Origin of the sequence: Streptomyces sp. NPDC021080 (assembly GCF_044333225.1) — a bacterium.
Lineage (GTDB): Bacteria > Actinomycetota > Actinomycetes > Streptomycetales > Streptomycetaceae > Streptomyces.
The window spans coordinates 16,635-35,955 of the sequence record NZ_JBIRQM010000029.1 but is presented as its reverse complement, the minus strand read 5'-3'; the positions used below and the strand labels follow the sequence as shown (position 1 = coordinate 35,955).

General features: G+C 69.4%; 15 protein-coding genes and 1 pseudogene. 6 read left to right on the top strand and 10 right to left on the bottom strand.

What is annotated here, in order from left to right; genetic code table 11:
• The first annotated feature begins 136 nt into the window (after positions 1–136).
• The 3 genes from ACH4S8_RS41920 to ACH4S8_RS41910 are packed head-to-tail and all read left to right on the top strand — an operon-like array spanning position 137 to position 5,863.
• The gene (locus tag ACH4S8_RS41920; RefSeq protein WP_398404024.1) at positions 137–1,213 is read left to right on the top strand and encodes a HesA/MoeB/ThiF family protein; all 1,077 of its coding nucleotides are present in this window, start codon (positions 137–139) and stop codon (positions 1,211–1,213) included.
• Positions 1,214–1,226: 13 nt separating this feature from the next.
• Positions 1,227–2,444 carry a hypothetical protein gene (locus ACH4S8_RS41915; RefSeq protein ID WP_398404022.1) on the top strand — a complete coding sequence of 406 codons (1,218 nt, stop codon included), beginning with the start codon at positions 1,227–1,229 and terminating at the stop codon, positions 2,442–2,444.
• 47 nt (positions 2,445–2,491) lie between these two features.
• Positions 2,492–5,863: an AfsR/SARP family transcriptional regulator gene (locus ACH4S8_RS41910; protein WP_398404020.1), complete on the top strand. Its 3,372-nt coding sequence runs from the start codon at positions 2,492–2,494 to the stop codon at positions 5,861–5,863.
• Here ACH4S8_RS41910 and ACH4S8_RS41905 read toward each other — a convergent pair.
• A complete protein-coding gene (locus ACH4S8_RS41905; RefSeq protein WP_398404018.1) occupies positions 5,858–6,679 on the bottom strand; it encodes a BTAD domain-containing putative transcriptional regulator in 822 nt (273 codons plus the stop codon). The two genes, ACH4S8_RS41910 and ACH4S8_RS41905, sit on opposite strands and share 6 nt — an antisense overlap.
• A 266-nt stretch (positions 6,680–6,945) precedes the next feature.
• Here ACH4S8_RS41905 and ACH4S8_RS41900 point away from each other — a divergent pair, with 266 nt between their 5' ends.
• Positions 6,946–7,494 carry a DUF4262 domain-containing protein gene (locus ACH4S8_RS41900; RefSeq protein WP_398404016.1) on the top strand — a complete coding sequence of 183 codons (549 nt, stop codon included), beginning with the start codon at positions 6,946–6,948 and terminating at the stop codon, positions 7,492–7,494.
• 803 nt (positions 7,495–8,297) lie between these two features.
• On the opposite strand, the gene ACH4S8_RS41895 is transcribed toward ACH4S8_RS41900, so the two are convergent.
• The 3 genes and pseudogenes from ACH4S8_RS41895 to ACH4S8_RS41885 form a co-directional block, all read right to left on the bottom strand.
• On the bottom strand, positions 8,298–9,722 hold the full coding sequence (locus ACH4S8_RS41895) for an FG-GAP repeat protein (RefSeq protein WP_398404014.1): 1,425 nt from the start codon (positions 9,720–9,722) through the stop codon (positions 8,298–8,300).
• Positions 9,723–10,108: 386 nt separating this feature from the next.
• Positions 10,109–10,540 carry a DUF5958 family protein gene (locus tag ACH4S8_RS41890; protein ID WP_398404012.1) on the bottom strand — a complete coding sequence of 144 codons (432 nt, stop codon included), beginning with the start codon at positions 10,538–10,540 and terminating at the stop codon, positions 10,109–10,111.
• 307 nt (positions 10,541–10,847) lie between these two features.
• Positions 10,848–11,375: pseudogene (locus ACH4S8_RS41885) on the bottom strand (transposase family protein); the annotation flags it as partial.
• 739 nt (positions 11,376–12,114) lie between these two features.
• On the opposite strand from ACH4S8_RS41885, the gene ACH4S8_RS41880 reads away from it, so the two are divergent.
• Complete coding sequence (locus ACH4S8_RS41880) at positions 12,115–12,645, top strand: GNAT family N-acetyltransferase (RefSeq protein ID WP_398404010.1); 531 nt, start codon at positions 12,115–12,117, stop codon at positions 12,643–12,645.
• Positions 12,646–12,908: 263 nt separating this feature from the next.
• Here ACH4S8_RS41880 and ACH4S8_RS41875 read toward each other — a convergent pair whose 3' ends face one another.
• From ACH4S8_RS41875 to ACH4S8_RS41865, 3 genes are all read right to left on the bottom strand, one after another.
• Positions 12,909–13,919, bottom strand: a complete 1,011-nt coding sequence (locus tag ACH4S8_RS41875) for an ArsR/SmtB family transcription factor (RefSeq protein WP_398404008.1) — start codon at positions 13,917–13,919, stop codon at positions 12,909–12,911.
• Positions 13,920–14,045: 126 nt separating this feature from the next.
• Positions 14,046–14,759, bottom strand: a complete 714-nt coding sequence (locus ACH4S8_RS41870; protein ID WP_398404006.1) for a peptidoglycan recognition family protein — start codon at positions 14,757–14,759, stop codon at positions 14,046–14,048.
• A gap of 143 nt (positions 14,760–14,902) precedes the next feature.
• A complete protein-coding gene (locus ACH4S8_RS41865) occupies positions 14,903–15,268 on the bottom strand; it encodes a peptidoglycan-binding protein (protein WP_398404004.1) in 366 nt (121 codons plus the stop codon).
• A gap of 349 nt (positions 15,269–15,617) precedes the next feature.
• Here ACH4S8_RS41865 and ACH4S8_RS41860 point away from each other — a divergent pair, with 349 nt between their 5' ends.
• Positions 15,618–16,067, top strand: coding sequence for a spore-associated protein (locus ACH4S8_RS41860; protein ID WP_398404002.1), 450 nt, complete (start codon positions 15,618–15,620; stop codon positions 16,065–16,067).
• A gap of 326 nt (positions 16,068–16,393) precedes the next feature.
• Here the strand turns inward: ACH4S8_RS41860 and ACH4S8_RS41855 are convergent, their stop codons facing one another.
• The 3 genes from ACH4S8_RS41855 to ACH4S8_RS41845 all read right to left on the bottom strand — a co-directional run bounded on the left by ACH4S8_RS41855 (position 16,394) and on the right by ACH4S8_RS41845 (position 19,261).
• Positions 16,394–16,789 (bottom strand): hypothetical protein, encoded by a 396-nt coding sequence (locus tag ACH4S8_RS41855; RefSeq protein WP_398404000.1) that lies wholly within the window; start codon positions 16,787–16,789, stop codon positions 16,394–16,396.
• 545 nt (positions 16,790–17,334) lie between these two features.
• The gene (locus ACH4S8_RS41850) at positions 17,335–17,871 is read right to left on the bottom strand and encodes a DinB family protein (RefSeq protein ID WP_398403998.1); all 537 of its coding nucleotides are present in this window, start codon (positions 17,869–17,871) and stop codon (positions 17,335–17,337) included.
• A 466-nt stretch (positions 17,872–18,337) separates the two neighbouring features.
• Positions 18,338–19,261 (bottom strand): alpha/beta hydrolase, encoded by a 924-nt coding sequence (locus ACH4S8_RS41845; protein ID WP_398403996.1) that lies wholly within the window; start codon positions 19,259–19,261, stop codon positions 18,338–18,340.
• Between the last annotated feature and the right edge of the window lie 60 nt (positions 19,262–19,321).

The following is a 19,321-nucleotide window of genomic DNA, read 5'->3' as shown; positions in this document are numbered from 1 at the left end:
TAATAACTCTATCCCCGCCCCCCAAAAACCCCCCCACACCAACCAAACACCCCGTTGCGGGCGGCGGGCGCGGGGGGGGGGGGGGGGGGGCGCGGCCCCCCCCCCCCCCCCCCCGACCCCAAGAAGCGAGGTGGTCGTGAGACAACCACGGGTGAAGCCCGAGCACGCAGCCCATCGGTTCGACGACGGAACCATCCGGATCGGGGGCGAACTGTACGGAATCGCGGCGGAGATCACCGATCCCGGCGGCTGGGTCTGGGAAGCGCTGAGCCTCATGGACGGAACCGCCCCGGTCGGGCATGTCGAGGCCGAACTGGCCGCGCGCCACCCGCGGTTGGGTGCCGACGGCGCGCACGAGGTCGTCAAGGCGCTGCTGAACTCCGGATATGTGGAGGACGCGGCCGCGGACGGCCGCCCCGAGGGTTTCACCGACGACGAGCTGGAGCGCTACAGCCGCAACCACACCTACTTCCGCCGTGTCGACCTGCGGCCGGGCAGCGATCCGTGGGAGCTGCAACTGCGGCTCAAGAAAGCGAGTGTGAGCGTTCTGGGTGTCGGCGGAACCGGCAGCCACGCGGCCTGGGCGCTGGCCGCCGCGGGCGTCGGCAATCTGCACCTGGTCGACCCCGACCGTGTCGAGGTGTCCAATCTGACCCGGCAGGTCCTGTACGGCGAAGCCGACCTCGGCCGGCCCAAGGCACAGGTCGCCGTCGAGCGTCTTCGCTCGGTCAACTCGGCGGGCTCGTTCACCTGCGACATCCGCAAGGCCGACACCGAGGACGCGCTCGCCGAACTCGTCTCGCGCTGCGACGTCTTCGTCCTGTGCGCGGACGAACCCCGCAACGATCTCATCGCCAAGATGACCAGTCGGGTGTGTGCCGCCCTGGGCGTTCCCTGGGTGGCCGCCGGATACAACGGCCCGCTGGTGACCGTCGGTGTGTACGGGCCCGACGGTCCCTGCTTCGAATGCGTCGGAGCGGGAGAAGAGGCGAAACTCAAACCCGGCTGGCACCCGGACCTGGGGAGTACGGGGGTGCTCGCCCCGGCCGCGGGAATCTCCGGACAACTCATCGCCTACGAGGCGATCTCGCTGCTCACGGGAACGGGCAGGCGCTCACCGGGCTATGTGCGGGGTATCAATCTGATCGCCCCCGACCATGTGGTCGACGTACGGCATCCGGCCCGGCCGGAGTGCTCGCTGTGCGGTTCGTGACGGAGCGGCGAAGGTGACACCGTCCGCGAACGACCGCGAGGCGACCGTCGTCCTGCGCGCGCTGGAATTCCGCCGTGACCGGGGCGAGTGGATCGTCGGCGCGCAGGGCGGCGAGCAGATCGTCGCTCTGCCCGAGATCGGTATGGCCGCCGTTCGACTGCTGGCGGCGGGGAACACGGTCGAGGAGACGAGACGCGGCCTGCGTGCGGACACCGGCCGTGACGTCGACGTCCGCGCCTTCGTGGAGCGGCTTGCGGAGGCCGGACTGGTGGCGTCCATCGGCGGCCGCCGGTTCGCGGCGAAGGCGCCAGCCGTGTCCTTCCCCCGGCTGCGCCCGCATCACGTGCGCTGGGTCATGAGCCCGGTCCTGCAGGGTCTGACCCTGCTGGTCCCGGTCGTGGCTCTGCTCACCGCGCTGTCTCGGCCACGAGCGCTTCCGGCCTGGGGAGAACTGTTGTGGAGCGAGTACGGCACGTTCACGGTGCTGGTGCAGAGCACGGTCGCCGTGTGCCTGATCGCTCTGCACGAGATGGCCCACCTCATGACAGCCCGTGCCGCGGGTGTGCCCGGGCGGATCCGTCTCGGGACGCGTCTGCAGTTCCTCGTGGCACAGACGGAGGTGTCCGGGATCTGGCTCAAGAGCCGCAGGGAACGCCTCACGGTCTATCTGTCGGGGATCGCCGTGGACGGGATGGTGTGGGGCGGCTGCCTCCTGGCCCGCTGCCTCGGCGCCGACTGGGCGTTGTTGCCCGTGATCATGATGACGCTGCTCACCGCGCTGGCGAGCCAGTGCCTGCTGTTCATGCGCACCGACCTGTACTTCGTCGTCCAGGACCTGACAGGCTGCCGGAATCTGTACGGCGACACGGGACGCCGACTGCGCCATGCCGTGGCGCGTCTGTGCGGACGTTCCGCCGAGGACCCTCTTCGTTCCCTGCCCGCCGCCGAACGGCGCTGGCTGAACGTGTACGCGCTGGCAGTGGTCGCGGGCACGGCGACCTGCGTGTATCTCGGTCTTCGCGCCCTCACCGAGGTGACCTGGCCGCTGTTCCACCGTTCTCTCGGTGTCCTGTCGGGCTCCGCCGACCGGTGGGTCCGCCTCGACGCGTTGACCACCGTGCTCGTTCTGGCCGCGCTGCAGACCCTGTGGGCACGGCTGTGGTGGAGGCGGCACGCGGGCCGCGTACGCCGGGTGGGGCGAGCCGTGCGCGAACGGCTCCGCGGGAGCTGACAGGACGTTCATTGCCCGCGAGGTGATGCTGGTCTATTTTTCTGCTGGTGCCCAGAATCCAGCCCAGGTTCCGCCTGCTCGGCCCTCTCGACGTCCGGCTCGACGGGAACGCCGTCGCCCTCACCGGCCGGCAACGGGCTTTGTGTGCCGTGCTGTTGTTGCACGCCGGCCGAGTCGTGTCGGTCGAGCGGCTGGCCCAGGGCCTGTGGGGCGAAGTCCTGCCCGGTGCATCGGCCGCCCGGGTGCGGTCGCTGGTCACCGAGGTGCGCCGCGCCCTCGGGCCGGCCGGCACCGGCCTGCTGGCCACCCAGCAGCCCGGCTACGTGCTGCGGGCGGCCCCGTCCGAGGTCGACGTGTTCGTCTTCGAGGACCTGGTCAGGGAGGGTGCGCAAGCCGCGGCGAGCAGTGCGTGGGCACAGGCGTACCGCTGCCACGACGAAGCCGTCTCCCTGTGGCGGGGCGACCCCCTCCCGGACCTGCCGACGATGGAAGCGGAACGCCGGCGCCTCACCGAACTGCGCATCGCCGCCCTGGAAGGCAGAGCGGAGGCGGATCTACGGCTGGGCCGGTTTGCGGCCGCCGTCGCGGAGCTGGTCCGTCTCACCGCGGAGTACCCGCTCCGGGAACGTCCGCACGCCCTGCTGATGCGCGCCCTGCAACGTGACGGCCGGACCTCCGAGGCGCTGTCCGTCTACACCGCGCTGCGCCGCAGGATGGTGGACGAACTCGGTGTCGATCCCTCCGACGAACTGGAGGCCCTGCACCGGCGCCTGCTGACCGGGGAGACCGCGGCCGCCGCGACGGCTGTGCCCACGGCCGCCCAGGAGCGGCGTGTGCCCCGCCAACTGCCACGTGCTCCCCGCCGCTTCGTCGGGCGGAACGCGGAACTGCGTCAACTCGACGCGTCCCAGCTGGCTGCGGAGAGACTCGCCCTGATCGTGGGGCCGGCGGGGGCCGGGAAGACGGCCCTCGCCCTGCACTGGGCGCACCGGATCGCCGGCAACTTCCCCGACGGACAGCTCTTCCTCGATATGCGGGGGTTCGACGCCGCGGAGCCCATGACCACGGAGGAGGCCCTCCCGCTGCTACTGCAGGGACTGGGCAGCGCACCGCGTGACATCCCGCTGGGCCTTGAGGCACAAATCGCCCTGTATCGAACCCTTCTGGCGGAGCGTCAGGTACTCATCGTTCTCGATGACGTTGCGGACGCGTCCGTCGTACGACGCCTTCTGCCCGCCTCCAGCGAATCGCTGACCGTGGTGACGAGCCGGCACAAACTGAGCGGGCTGGTGACCCTGGACGGTGCTCATCGGGTGCTCTGCGATCTGCTGGACAGCGGTGAGGCGCTGGAACTGCTCGGCGCGGCGGTGGGTCCGCAGGTCGTCGCCGACCCGGAGGCCGCCGCCCGCCTGGTCGAACTCTGTGACCGTCTGCCGCTGGCGCTGTGCGTGGCCGGCTCCTGGATCGGCGACCGGCCCGGGAGCATCAGAACCTATGTCAAGGAACTCGCGGAGCGAGGGCGTCTGGCGCGACTGCACGTGGAAGGCGAGGAGAGCGTTGCCGTGAGGGGCGCGCTCGATCTGTCGTACGGCACGCTGCCCGGCGAGGCGAAACGGGTGTTCCGTTCACTTGGCCTTGTGCCGGGCACCGGACGCTCGGTCGGCGCCGTGGCCGCCGGCGCGGGACTGGACGGTACTCGGACAGCCGACCTCCTTGGCCTGGCCCAGCGCGTCCATCTCCTGCGGAACAGCGAGGACGGCCGGCCTGCCTGGCACGACCTCGTGCACGAGTACGCCAGGGAGCGGGCGTTCGCCGAGGACGGCGAAGCGGAGCGGGGGAAGGCCGTCGACCGCCTCCTCGACCACTATCTGCAGAGCGTCGTCAACGCGGCCGCCGCATGCGGCATGTACGTCCCGTACAGCCGCCCGGCCGCCGTCGACGGCTCGACCCCGCGCGTCTTTCGGGCGCAGGAAGAGGCTGTCGACTGGTTCGACGGTGAGTGGGACGACATCGCGGCAGTGATCGGGCACGCGGCGGAGCAAGGCCCCGTCCGCTATACGTGGCAGCTCGTGGACGCCCTGCAGGACCTGTTCCACCACCGGCGCCCGCTCTCCGACTGGATACGGCTGGCACGTCTCGCCCGTAGAGCGGCCGAACGAGTGGGCGACACGCTTGGTCAGGCCACCGCGTGCATCTCGATGGGGAATGCCCGGTGGAGAAACGGTGACCTGAGAGAGGCACTTGGAGAGTACGAGACGGGTGAACTCCTGGCCCGACGAGCCGGCTGGCTGTACGGCGAGGCGAAGTGCCTTCAGGGCAAGGGAGTGACTCTCAAGCTCTTGGGCGAGCCGCACAAGGCGCCGCCCTTCTACCAGCGCACCCTCTCCATCTACCGAACCCTCGGCATGACCGGCGCCGAGAAGACGATGCTGCTCAACACGGCTTCCCTGTACGGCACCCTTGGGCGGCTCGCCGAAGCCGAGGAGGCGATCGTCCAGGCACTGGCGCTCACCGATGACGCGGCAGGGGACCACATCCACGCGATGGCCCTCGTGAACTGGGCACTGGTACTGCAGGAGCAGGCAAGGTTCGACGAGGCGAAGGATGCGTTGCGCAGGTCCTTGCTCACCTCGCGGGACTCGGGTTCGGTCTACGCGGAGGCGGTGACGCTGGAGACGCTGGCGCGGGTCCGGAGCGACGCCGGGCAGGATGCCCGTGCGATCCGGGCGTACGAAGACGCACTCCATCTCTCCCAGCAGGTCGGCAACCGGAATTGCCAGGTGGACTCCCTTGTCGGCCTTGCCTCTGTGAAACTGCGCACCGGACAGCTGGACGAGGCGGCCGAACATCTCGACACGGCCAGGGGCATCGCCGAGGAGACGGGCCACCTCACCGGAGTCGTCGAAATCCTCTTCATACGCGGTGCCTTGAGCTGTGCGGTCGGGCAATACGGCGACGCGCTGACCCACCTGGACAGATCCGCAGGCATGGCAGCCGAGGGCAATCTCCTCACGCTCCCGCGCATCCGTACGGTCGCCGCCGTGGCCCTGCTGGAGACGGGCGCACTCGACAAGGCTGCGAACTCAGCGGATCAGGCTGTCGAATTCGCCGGACAATCAGGCCAACGGCTCTTGTGCGCGAGGGCGTTGATGACCCGGGCCGCCATCCACGAGGCCGGCGGCGACTTCCGCCGCGCGCGGGCGGTGCGGGATGAGGCCCAGGCCCTGTTCGCCGGCATAGGCACCCCGGTCCACCTCCGGACGCCCGCGTTCTGGCGTACCGAGCCGGGCGCGCGGCGTGCGGGCCCGGTACGGCGCCGCCCCCGGCCGGAGCTGCCGGCCGATGCGGAATCCCGCCTTGAAATGTACCTGACCCGTCACTTCGACGACGTCACCGCTGAGCCGTCCGCCGGCTCATGATGCCAGGGTGTGCGGAGCCGGACGGCCGGTGCGAATGCCTTCGTCCCTGCGCAGGATCCGCTCGTGCAGGACGCTCAGGTCGCGCCCGGGCTCGTCGCCGAGTCCGTCCACCAGCTCGGAGCGGATCCGATGGAAGCACTGCAGCGCCTCATCCTGACGCCCGCTGCGGTGCAAGGCCAGCATCAGCAGGCCGGCAACCCTCTCGTCGAGGGGGTGCTGGGAGGCCAGCTGATGCAGCTGGGGCAGGTAGTCGTCGTGGCGGTTCAATCGCAGCCCCACCTCAGCGCTGTTCAGCACCGCGGCTCGCCATTCATGGCGGAGCGTCACGCGCGCTCCGTCCGCCCACCCCGTCCGGATGCCGGACAGCGGATCACCGTGCCACAGGGAGAGCGCCTCTTCGTACAGGCTCAGCGCCTGTTCGTCCTCTTCCCGAGAGACGGCGCCCCTGGCCTGCCGGACGAGTGCACGAAAGCGGCAGGCGTCGACCGCTCCCGCGTCGATCACCAGGACGTACCCTCCCCGCCGCCGGATCACATCGCCCGCGACCTCACCGGTGCCGAGGCCGTGGAGCGCCTTCCGCAGCCGGGTCGCCAACGTGTAGAGCGCGTTGCGCGGGTAAGTCGGCGCCGCGTCATCCCAGACCCGGTCGATGACGTCCTCATCGGACACGAAGGTGTTGGGCGACGACGCCAGCGCGGCCAGTAGGGCCCCCACCGCGGGAGAGGTCGAGACCCGGTCCCCGCGGTCGGTGCGCAGCTCGATACAGCCGAGGAGTTGAACGTTCACGCAGGTCCCCCGATGGTGTGTGCCGGTCATGCGCCCACTGTGCGGGACCGGCGTTCGGGTGCCGCATGGATCGTGCATGGCTGCCGGTGTGGGCGACGGCGCCTCGACGCCGCGGCAACACCACATCCACCAGCCGCGATCCACACACCGCGGTGAACCGGCCGCTCACCTGTCCAGGTCCTGTCCGACGGGTCGGGTGACCCGCCTGTCGGTCGGTCGTTCCGTCGGGTGTGGGACGGGGTGATCTTTCTGGGCCCGCCTGCCGGATTCCAACGCTGACCTCGTACTCTGCGCACATGACCGGTGATCCATTCCAGTGCCGATGCGTCCTGTGCCACGACTACGGTGACCGAGACGACGCAGACCGGGTTGAGCGGACGATCATCGGCAATGTGCAGGAGTACGGCTGGCACGTCGCGATGGTCCCCGAGGACGAGATCGGCCCGGGATTCGCCTACACGATCGGCCTCTTCCACGCGCACGGTGCACCTGAGCTCGCGATGTTCGGGCTCGATGTCCACCTCATGCACCGCATGCTCAACACACTCGGCGAGAAGGCGGCCTCAGGCGCGGTCCTGTCCGACGGCCAGGAGCATCAAGGCGTCGCCCGTGACCTACCGGTAGGGCTCAGGCGAGCCGATCTTCGCTGGTACCGGACCTTCTTCGGGCAGGCCATCGGGTTCTACCGGCGGCCGCCCTTCCCAGTCCTGCAGGTGGTATGGCCCGACGCGAACGGGCGCTTTCACTGGGAAGAACGAATCGAGCAGGGACATCGAGACTCGCAGCCGCAGTTGTGGCTGCCGCCCGGCGAGCACCCGGTCGGAGTTTGGACGGCCGAGCTCTGAGCCCGGTCGGCGGGAATCCGCTGAAGCAGGATCATCTTGCGAAGCAACCGGTTCGTCCGTAGAGCTGCCTCTTGATCTTCTTGTTGTGGTTCACGGCGCCCTCGACGCTGCCGGAGCTCCGCTGGAGGGTGAGGCCGGCTGTGGCGGCGTCGAGGTCTCTGAGCAGATGCAGTGCGAAGCCGGTCGGGCCGGGCAGCCGGCCGGCATCGACTGACGTGATCCACGTCCGGCAGCCGGCGCTTTGGCGGCCGCTGAGGATCTCGCCGAAATAGCGGGTGTGCCCGGCGGCCGTGTCCAGTTCGGGACAGCAGGTCAGGAACTCTTTGCGGTCGGTGCGGTCCTTTTCGTTCAGGGCGGCGAGGTGGCGGGTTGAGCACCCGGCACCGCGAGGTGCGCTTCCTGTACTGGCCGCCCCCGCGGCCGACCGTGTACCGGAACCTGCGGGTGTTCGACCGGGACGGCTACGACATCGGCCGTCTGGTGTGGGTGGTGTGCGACGCCTGCCGCGTCGGCAGCATCAACAAGATCTCCATCGGCCCCGACCACCGCCAGGGCCTCGGGCGACGCATGATCCGCCGGGCCCTGGCCGGCAGCCCCGGCCGCATCTGGCAGACCACCCGCCAGTCCCCGGGCCAAACAGTTCTTCCCCGCTCTGGAGAGGGAGAGGGGGCGCTGCCCGAGTTCGGCGGGGTCTGCGAGCACCTCACCTTCCCCCACCGCCCTCCCCCCGCCGGGCCGGCGCCCGCGGCCCGTGCCGGAGCGCGGCGTGTAGAGCCACTGCTTGCGGCACGGTCTCCTCTCGTTCAGATGACTCCGAGGAGTCCGTTGCCGCCAAGCAGGGTGCTGTCCTTCTGCGGGAAGCCGACGGACGGGGCGGTGATGATGATGCCCTTGGCGGTGGGACCGTCGGTGCCACCCGGGAGTACCCAGACGGCGCCGGTGGAGTTGTTCTCTTCTGCGGCGCTGATGAAGAGTTCCGGTTTGCCGTCCTTGTTGATGTCGCCGACGGCCACGGTGGTGCCGAAGGCGTCCTCGGCTTCGTCAGCTCCTGGGATTCCGGCGGTGTTCTGGGTGAAGGCGTAGGAGCCGGCGCCCAGGGCCCCGGTTCGGCGGCCGGGGATGACCGTCACCTGCCCGGCGTTTCTCTTGCCCGTGTCCTCCAGCGGCGAGCCGACCACGATGTCCGCCAGCCCGTCACGGTTGAGGTCGCCGACCGCGAGGGCGCCGCCGAAGTTGTCCTCCTTCTCGCTCACACCAGGGACACCGGGGGTGTTCTGGGTGAGCTGCACGGGTTTCGTGTCCCGTGCGATGCCGTGTGCCGAGCCGTACCACAGGAGTACCCGACCGCCGAGCGCGCCGTCGGCTCCGGCGTGGTCCGGCTCGTCGGGGTCTGCGACCACGAGATCGGTGTATCCGTCGCCGTTGACGTCCCCGGTGGCCGCGATCAGCCCGTTGCCCGCCTGCTGTGCGCCGCCGTAGACGGGGTTGATGTACACCTCGCCACCGCTGATGTCACTCAGCCGGACGGTGAGGACTACTTCGTCGGGGACGCCGCTGTGGGCGAAGTCGCCCAGGGTGACGCTTCCGACAGATGCGGTGTCGCGGTTTTCATCGGCCGAGCCGTAGGTGCCGCTGCGGCTGAACGGCCCCCGGAAGCGCATCGCCCCCTCGTACCCGGCCACAAGCACCTCGGTCCGCGCGCCCGGACCGGCGCTCAGCGCTGCCACGTCGAGACCGTAGTACCTGCCGGCCGTGGTCGCCGGCAGGTCGGTGCCGGACGTCAGCCCGGACTTGCTGCCCCACAGGACCGTCACCGTGCCGGCGTCCTCGCCCCGCGTGGTGTCCTCGTACGGCGCGGAGACCACCAAGTCCGCGTAACCATCCCGGTTCAGGTCGGCCGTCGCCGTGGCGGCGCCGAACCCGTCGTTCGACTCGGCCGTGCCCGGCACGTCTGCGGTGTTCTGCGTGATGGTCGCCCGCCGGGACGTCGACAGCCCCGTCTTCGATCCGTAGAGAACGACCACGGCACCGGCTCCCGCCTTGCCGGCGATGTTCGCGCCCGGCGCGGGCAGCACGGCGTCGCGGTAACCGTCACCGTTGAAGTCACCGGGCACCGCACCGTGCACGGCCGCCGCGGGCGCGGCCGACAGCAACGGAGCGCTCATGACGGCGGCGACCAGGAGCGCCCCCGACCGCCAGCCTCCGCGCAGACCACGTCTGTTCACCATGAACTGGATCCCCTCCCCCTCGACGCACCTGGCGTGCGCCGCAGTCAGGGCATTTTAGGAGTCGGCTGGACAGAGGCGGGACCGCCGTCCGCGTCGAAGAGGGCATCAAAGCCCGCTACGTCCATCGCCGACACGCCTCCGGAACCGGTACCGAAGGGTGAACGGAGAAGGGGTGTCTCTGTGCGTGACTGCGGGATCCGCCGGGATCACCAGATGGGCACGTCACTGCGGGCGCTTCAGTGCACGCACAACGTGCCGTGGAGGACCGTCCGGCGGGCCGCCTCTCGCACCAAGGCCCAAACCGAACGAGCCCAGGTCGGCTGACCGTGCGCCACACGAGAGGGAGCGCCCGACAACCAGCCCGGCCAGAGCCGGAATGGCCGATGCTACGGCTGCTCGGTCGCCGCCGGCAGGTTGTGCCATGCATGTCCGCAGTCGCCCTTGCAGTACGTTTCGCGGCGGCGCGTGTCAGCAACGGCGAACACGGAAACGAGGACGCGGAACGCCGTGACGTGTTCGGCGGAGGGGAGGCCCGCGAACCCGTAGCGGGGCGGGTCCATGCAGATCATCACCGAGGGGTTGGCCGTGGGCTTCACACCGGACCGCGCCACCCCCGCACGGCCGTCCGCAGCAGTAATGTGCGCCTGCATCGCATAGCCGGCGACTTCCTGCAGAACCTCCTGCCGACGCGCCGGGGCAAGGCCAGAGAACCAGCCCACACCGGCGTCCAACGTACGGAGCCCTTGGGCGATCTCGTTGACGACCCGCTCGGTCTCCCGGCGGAAGGTGCGGCCGTCGTCGCTGCTCGGTCCGGTCATCGCCTGATGATTTCACAATGCCGGGTTCCGGGCGAAGGCCGGAGCCCGCACCCGAAACAGTGCAGGCGGGAACCAGGAACAGTCCGCTCCCCCGATCTGCCAGTGCCGCAGGACTGCCACACCGCGGCTCGCAGGACGCCCACAGCACTTGAATGACATCAAAAGCCGGTTCTGGCACAGATCTTGGGGAGCGATCACCGAAGGTGACCGCAGTGTTCGATTGCGATACACCGAGCGGGTGTGAGGCCGCGTACGCCGCGCCGCCGAACAATGGGTGCTGGCGCTTCGTCAAGTGTCTGCAGACCTAAGTGAGCGTCTTGCCGGCGGCGGCCCTGGCGCCTGATTCCTCCCGTGCCTTGCAGTCGTTGCGGTTCCCGGGCATGGGCCGGCCGATCACGACGACCAGGCGGGTGTCGACGTCGATGACGACCCGGTGGTTGGTGGAGTACCGATAGTTCTTCGACCGCTCGGCCACTGTGCGGTCGCGAGTGGGGACCAGGGTGCCGTCCACGATGAGCACGGTGTCCTTGGCGAACCGCTTGCGGGGCTGGAGGGCGAGCATCGGCCCGAGGTGGTCGATGATGCGGTCCGCGGCCGACTTGGACACCCCGAACAGCGGGGCGATCTGGCGCATCGTCAAGCTTGTTCGCCAGTACGCCGCGACCAGCAGTTCCCGGTCCTCCAGCGGAAGGCTCCACGGCCGGCCCTTGCGGATCGCATCCGCACCCTCGCGCCGCAGCATGGTCACCAGCTTCCCGAAGCAGCATGGGCTCAGACCGGTGAACGGGGCTGTCCAGGAGGACTTCGACGCCGTGATCACACCAGTCGCTGTGATCCTCTCAGTCCTGGATCGGCCCACGAATCTCACATGACCTCCCCGCCTACCGTGAGGCGGCGACGCCACCAGAGGTCAGCACGCCACTGCCGACGATCGGCGAAGGGGTCAGGCAAAGTTCGCTCGAGGTAGACGGCGTCCAGGTAGGCCACTCGGCGCTTCAGCTCGGTGCGAGACCGCGAGGGCAGCTGTTGCAGAACCTCCTCAAGGACGTCGCGGGCATGCCTCACATCGCCGAAGGAACAGCCGCGGCACGAGCAGTGCGCGTCCTGGGGATACAAGGGCCGCCGCCCTGGCGGTTGCAAGAACGTTTGATAACGCCGCAGCGCGAGGGCCGTAGCCCCGGGAAAGACGTAACAGCCACCCGAGAGGCGCTCCACCCGATGTATCGCCAGGCTGGTAAGGGCGGAGAGCCCGTGGATCCGACTCGGCGGCGGAGCCTCCCAGACGCGAGGACCATGTTGCTGGGCGCGCAGGGCGCCAGGCCGTCTACGCGGCATCGGCCCTTCGGTATGCGGTCATGGCCGTCATCCTGCCAGCCCCACGCCTAGGCGGCCAGGGATTAGCGGGACAGCCCTTACGGCTCGGTCCGCGATCGATGGTGGGAGTAGCTCTGTCCCGGGGGCGGCTGATCTGGGATGTGCGACGGCCGTTGACCAGCTCGGGGGTGTTGTGATGGGCGGTGCTCGGTCGGGATATTCGATGGTTGCCGCTTATTGATGGTGGTCATACTGCCGCGATGGATCCAGTGACGCTTGAAACCGACCGCCTGGTGCTGCGGGCCTTCACACCTGCCGACGTGGATGCGGTGTACGAAGCCTGCCAGGACGAGGACATCCAGTTCTACACCCCGGTGCCGGTGCCGTACCGGCGTGCGGACGCGGAGAAGCTCGTCGGCGAGAAGCTGCCCGCTCAGTGGGCCGAGGACAAGGACTACACCCTCGGCGCGTTCCGCAAGGACACCGACGCTCTGGTCGGCTCGTACTGCCTGACCCTCGTCAGCCGAGGCGTTTGGGAGCTCGGTTACTGGGCGGTCAAGGAACAGCGCGGACGCGGGTACTCGGTGGAGGCCGCTCGGGCCTTGTGCGACTGGGGTTGGGCCGTCCTCGGCGTCCACCGCATCGAGTGGTGGGCCATGGCCGGGAACACCGGCTCGCGTGCCGTCGCCGAGAAACTCGGCTTCGCCGTCGAAGGGACACTGCGCGATCGCGGCATCGCCAACGACGGCAAGCCGCACGACTGGTGGGTGGGCGGACTGCTGAGGCCCTGATGCCCGGTCCGGTGCTTGGCCGGCCGCGTTTGCTCTTCTGCAGGGAAGTTCCCAGTTCGGACAGTTCCCGCAGAAGAACCACACCATTGATCATCGGCAGGCAGCCGTGACGTGCCAGTGGCCGCACGGGTTCTTCGAGTGTGACCAAGAAGTGGGCCCGTGCGGCCTTGACCCGTCCCGCCTTCTGCGGCGTCGCGTACACATCTCGGCGATTTGATCGAAGAGTCGGCCGATCCGTGGCTCGCCCTGTGCGAGTCGGGCTGTCAGCTGTTCTGCAGGGTGCTGCGGCGGTCCTGGTCGGGTAGGCGCAGGAGTGCCGCGCCGACCGGGGTCAGGGTGTGCAGGACGGTGTTCGCGTGCCGGTGGCTGGCGATGAGTCCCGAGTCGCGCAGGACCGTGGTGTGGTGACTGGCGTTGGCCGTGGACACCGAAACGGCGCGGGCTATCTCGGAGTTGGTCGCGCCGTGCGTCACCGTGCGCAGTATCGCGGCACGGGTGCGTCCGAGCAGTGCCGACAACGACGCCTCGGCCGGGCAGGGCTGGGGCGCCGAACCGGACGGCGCCGGCGGATAGAGCAGGACGGGCGGCAGGTCCGGGTCGGCGAAGGAGACCGGCTTCTGCCAGCAGAAGTAGGAGGGGATCAGGAGCAGTCCGCGGCCGCCCAGGTGCAGGTCCCGGTCCAGGCCTCCCCCGTACTCGACCTCCAGGACGGGGGTCTTCCACCGCATGGCGGGCCGCAGTGCGCCGAGCAGCGCCTCGGCTCCGCCGTGCAGCAGATCGCGTCCCCGGCGGGCGCACTCGGCGTCGACGCGGGCCTGCATGCGGTCGGCGTAGGGGGCGATGACGGCGTTGTGGTACTTGCGCAGCACCGCGACCAGGTCCGCGCGTACGTCGTGGTCGGCCAGCCGGTACATGTCCGCGGGTACGTTCCTGACCTGGGCGAGCAGACCGATCTCGTGGCGGACCCTGGCCGGCGGGGTGTCGAGGATCGCGTCGAGTCCGCTGTCCAGTCCGCGACTTGCCTCGGCCGGGGTGAGGAAGTCGGGGAAGTAGGTCGCGCGGGGGAACAGCGGGAAGAGCAGTTTGCGTACCTCGGCGCCCAGTTGCCGGGTGGCGATGGCGTCGCGGGCGTCGCGGTACCAGGCGGCGTGGGCCCAGCGTCCGAGCTGCGACTGCAAGCGGTGCAGGCTGACGGCGATCTCCCATAAGGGGTCAGGTCTGGCGGCAAGGCGGGTTCGTGCGAGATCCTCCGTGGTGAAGTGGATACGCAGCACGGTCCCCCCACGCGTGTTTTCCCCGATGCGGCCGACAATGCCGCGCCGCCCCCGTGAAGGCAAGATCGGAACGGGTCAACTCGGGCCGCTTACCGCCTAGTTGGCGCCGCGGAGGAGGCGGGTCGGTCATCCCGGGACAATTGCGGCGACCTCCTGGCGTATGGCGGGCAGGTCGGTGAAGACCGTGCCGGGGCAGTCGGTGTCCGCCCAGTGACGGTGGCCGCCGATGACCGGCGCGGCGCGGCTGACCCCGCTGACCGGGTTGAGGTAGAGCACCTTGCCTTTGGGAGCGAGCGCGTGCCGTGCGGCCAGGTCGGCCAGGAGTTGCACGAGCGCGGTGCGGGCGGCGGACGACGGGGGTGTGGTCGTCAGCGTTCCCAGCAGGGCGATCCCGACGTTGCCCGTGTTGTAGCCCTGGACGTGCGCGCCGGTCACGAGCCGGCCCGCGGGGTCGTGTGCGGCCGTGCCGTCGGTGCCGGACCAACGTCCTTCGTACACCAGGCCGTTCCGGTCGATCAGGAAGTGGTAGCCGATGTCGCCGTAGCCCTTGCCGACCGTGTCGTTGCGGTAGATCGCCCGGACCACCGCGGCCGGGTCGGGATCGCTGCTCCCGTCGTCGGTGTGGTGCACGGTGAGGGTCTGGACCGGGTAGTACTCGGGCGGCCAGATCTCCGTACCGTCTGCGTACCGGAGTGTCTCGTCCGCGCCCCACCCGGCTCGGGACAGCAGCGTGTACGCGGCCGAGGCCGAGGCGGCCGCCGAGGGCGGGCGGGGCACCACGCTCAACGCGGCGGCTCCGAGCGCGCCGAGGATCACGCGCCGAGTTACTGGGGACGGCATGTGGTCCGACCTCTGGGGGCCTGCGGCCTGCGAGTCCGGGTCCGGGTTCGTCATAGCGGGATTCCTCCTGTGAGAGTGTTCGCGGCCGGCCGCCCGCTCTCCGGAAGGCGGAAGCGGGCGGCCGGTGGAACGGGAGGTCGCTGCTACAGGGCGCAGGCGGGCTTGGGCGTGTAGAGGCGGGACCACGTGCTGGTGCCCACGATGCCGTCGGCGCCGCCGGTGGTGCCGTTGCACGTCTGCACCCAGTACACGCCCCGCGCGGTTGCCTGGCCGTAGTCCCCGTCGACGTCGAGCCAGTCCGAGTACTTGCTGTAGTAGTCGATGAGGCACTGCACCTGCTTGACCGCATTGCCGTTGTCGCCGGGGTGGACCGTGGGCCGCGCGGAGTCGGCGATGTAGTTGCAGTTGTTCTCGGCGGCCGAAGCGCTCGCGGAGGGGGCGCCGACAAGCATGCCTGCGACGGCGAGCACGGCGGTGCTGCACAGAGCAGCGAGGCGATGGGTGCGCATGACGTCTCTCCCGAGGTGTGTGGTGGTCGTGATGAAAGTAAGCGTGCGTGTGAACACGACCACCGTCCACGAGATTCGACTGCGCCGAAAATAGGCAGCTCAGGCATCGTGGGGCAGGTGTGAGGCACCCGTCGTGGGCCGAACAGGCACGTCCGGCCCGGAGTTCGGGTGGCGGTCGGGACGCGGGGTTCCGGACGTCGTCGAACAGGGCCGGTTCCAGTGGATCCGGGCATGAGCGTGGCCGGGCGTGCGGGCCGGACATTTTTTGCGGCCGATGCACAACCGTTCCGATGGCCCGCGAGTCACATAAGGCAGGAGCAAACATCTCCAAAGATCACAAGGGGGAAATATGCGATTCAACCGTTCTGTTCTGACGGCGGCCGCTTCCGCCGTGCTGGCGCTGGGGGCCGCCACCGCTCTGGCGGCGCCCGCCTCGGCCGCGCCCAACACCACACCGCAGAAGGTCTGCGGAAGCGCCTACAAGACCGTGAACTCCGCTCCCGTCGGCTCCCTGGGCACCGTCTACCTGACGTACAACGCGTCGAACGGAAAGAACTGCGTCGCGACCATCCGCCAGAACCCGGGCACCGCCGTGGACATGTCCGCATGGATCTACGTCCCCGACACCGACGCGGGCGCCCAGGACTACGGCCGGTACACCTCGTACGCAGGGCCGGCCTATGTGTACGGCAAGGGCCACTGCGTCGACTGGGGCGGCCAGATCAACAACGTGTACGTCCAGGTGACCGGCTCCAACTGCGCCGCCTTCAAGGAGCACCGGGTCACCTTCGCCCGCTGACCCGCCACTCCTCCGGCCACCACGCTCCGGCGCCGCCCTCTCCCCTGACCCGGGTACGGAGGGCCGACGGTGATCGGGGCCGGCGCCCCGCAGCCCGATCACCGCGTGGGAACGCACTTGGCCCGACTCGCTCCGGCAGACTCACCGAGTTCTGCCGGAGCGAACACGTGTCCCAGCCCCTGTCACAGGCCCGGGTCCTGCCTGCCTGCCTGCCTGCCTGCCGACCGGGACTGTCCGATCAACGGCGGCCTCATTTGCTCGGGCGCCACCGGAACCAGCAGTCGAGCCCCATGACCAGGCGGAAGGCGAGCGTCCCCGGCGGCTGGTCAGGCGGAGGCGAAAGCCTCCTGGGGGACGTCGTCGAGGACGAATCCGTTGTCGAGCCGGACGCGGACCGTGACGCGGAGCATCTGTCGCTGATAGGCGACCCACTGCTCTTCCAAGGCCTCCACCTGCTCATCCAGTTGCTTTCTGCTCGCCGGCGGCATCTGGTGGCCGAAGTCGTCGAGGAGCGACTTGAGCCGCAGGTACTCACGGACCCCGTGGCCCTGCTCCCGGTGATGCTCGTCCACCCGCTCGACGGTGCCCTCGATACCCGCCGCCAGGGCCACAGAGGCGGCGAAGGAACCCGTCCCCTCCGGAGGCTCCCCGACCGGGGTCACCGACCCGGCCAACCGAAGATCCGCCGCCAGCCACACCCGTTGACCCACGTTCAGCGTCATCGATCCTTCGTCTTCCTCTTCGGTCACCGGCGACCCGGTACACATGGCGTCACCAGACGTACCGGAGCAGACAGGATCATCCCACCCTCACCTCCGGCCCCGACACGATCGACACCCTCACCGACCCGCACCTGCGCAACACCCGCACGACGGGCGGACAGGAGCCCGGAGGCTGGAGGCGTCGCGGGGCGCGGAGCTGGAGCGACTGGGGACGGGGACCCGGTGCGGGCCTGGACCTGGGGACCCGGCATCCGCGCCCGCCGGGCTGCGGGCGCGGGTGAGGATGACGCAGTGCCAGGTGTCCCTCGGCCGCGCGGGCCTGCCGGCCTTCGGCCTTGACCGACCACGTGGGGCCTGCGGGGACGCGGCCGCCTGCGGCGCAGCAGTTGGGGCGTCGATCCCTTGCGCGCCGGAGGTGGCCGCCCGTGTGATCACCAGGTCTGTCGAGCGAACGATTCGCAGTCCCAGGCCGGCGACATCCTGGCCGCTGAGCGCAAGGAACGCGCCCTCACCCGCTGCGGGAAAGGCATCCAGTGGGCGGTCGGCTACTCGCCGGTGACGCCGTCGATGCCCTCGCGGAGGAGATCCGCGTGGCCGACGTGGCGGGCGTACTCCTCGATCACGTGCTCAAGGACGAACCGCACATCGGTGTCACCGAATTCGGGGTTCGGCACGATGCGCGCGATGTCGACGGTCACCTTCGCGAATATCTGCCGCGACTCCTCGCACGCCTTGAGGTAGTCCTCGTAGACGTCCCTGGCCGACGTGGCGTCCGACTCGTCGTACCACTCGCCACCATCAGCGGTGACGTAGGTCCGATAGGGAAAGAAGCCAGGCGTCGTGCCGGCCAACGTCCGCTGGAACCAGGCACGCTCAACCCCCTGCAAATGGCGCATGAGCCCGAGCAGCGTCAACGCCGACGACCGCACAGGTCGCAGCCGCAGTTGTTCATCCGAGAGGCCCTCGCACTTCCACAAGAAGGTCGCTCGGTGGTAATCGAGATTCGAGGCGATCACCTCCAACCACGGGCCCGATACTGCGCGCTCGGGCCGGACGATCTTCTGGACCACGATGTCGCTCACGCTGGAGTCTCCTCACCGGTCATCAAGCTCGGTCGAGTTCGTACGTGCCCACGGCCCGAGGACTGGGCGGCGCCTCCACCGGCACCTCACGAGCACGTCCGCCCAAGAAGACCTCTCTTCGTATCGGAACTCATCGCTCGATGCCGCCTCTGGAGTGACCCTCCACGGCTGCGAGTCGCAGGGTGGCCTGGACGCAACCCGGCGAACCCCATCCGTAGTCACCGGCAGTTCGTTAGATCTGGTGGTGGCGCGGGTTGGCGGCAGGTCGGGCTGGTCGTAAGTCGGTGGCAGGAGGCAACTGCCGCGCTGGGGACTGAAGACGACCGCTCGCCGTCCGTGTCCGCCTGCGCCGGGGACGGTTCCCCCTGCGATGGGGACGGTGGACGGTCACGCTCTTGCGCGGGGGGCACACCCCAGCTTCACGGAAATCTTGCCGGGGCCACGTTCACTTGTACGCCGACAGCCTTCAGCTTGCCGGCGTGTGTGCCGTGCCCTTGGTGCTGATGCGCTGGCGGAGGAAGAGAGCGGCGCGCTCCAGTGCCTCGTCGGCTTCGTCCAGGACGCCGGCGAACGCCTGGAAGACGTGGGGAACGTCAGCGGTGACGTCCAGGATGACGTCCACTCCGGCTTCCCTCGCGCGCGCGGCCATGCGTGTGGAGTCGTCCAGGAGCATTTCGTTGGTGCCCGCCTGCAGAAGCATCGGGGGGAAACCGGTCAGGTCGGCGCGGACGGCGGGGCTGAGCAGGGGCTGGTGCGGGTCCTGTCCAGCAAGGTACATGGCCCCGGTGTGTTCCAGGCCCTCACGCGTGAAGAACGGATCGATGCCCGCCTTGCCGTCCATGCTCCCGCCTGTCCGGGTCATGTCGAGTCCGGGAGAGAAGGCCACGATCGCGGCGGGCACGGGCAGGCCCGCATCGCGAGCGGCAAGGCAGGTGGCGACAGTGAGACCGCCACCGGCGGAGTCCCCGGCGAACGCGATCGCCGAGGGGGCTTCGCCGCTGTCGAGCAGTGCGCGGTAGGCGCTCAGCCCATCCTCGATCGCGGCCGGGAACGGGTGCTCAGGGGCAAGCCGGTAATCCAACGAGAACGCCCTGAATCCTGTTTTGGTCACCAGGTTCCCCGTCAGCGACATCGCCGTCTCCGGGGAACCGACCACGTAGGAGCCGCCGTGGAAGTAGAGGATCGTCCCGGCCTTCGGAGTGCCGGCCGGCTCGACGAGCACCGCGGGCCGGTCGCCGAGCGTCGCAGTCCGGGTACGGATCCCGGCCGGGACGATCATTTCGGCCATCATCGCCCTGAACCCGGTGCGGAGCTCCTCCACCGACCGAGGGCCCTCGGGCCGGGGCCGCCGGACCATCGCGTCGATCTCCGCGCGCTGTCGCCTGCTCATTGTCGCCTCCATCGCAAGTGCATGCCAAGGAACTATATGCCTAGGCATCTATGTGTTAAG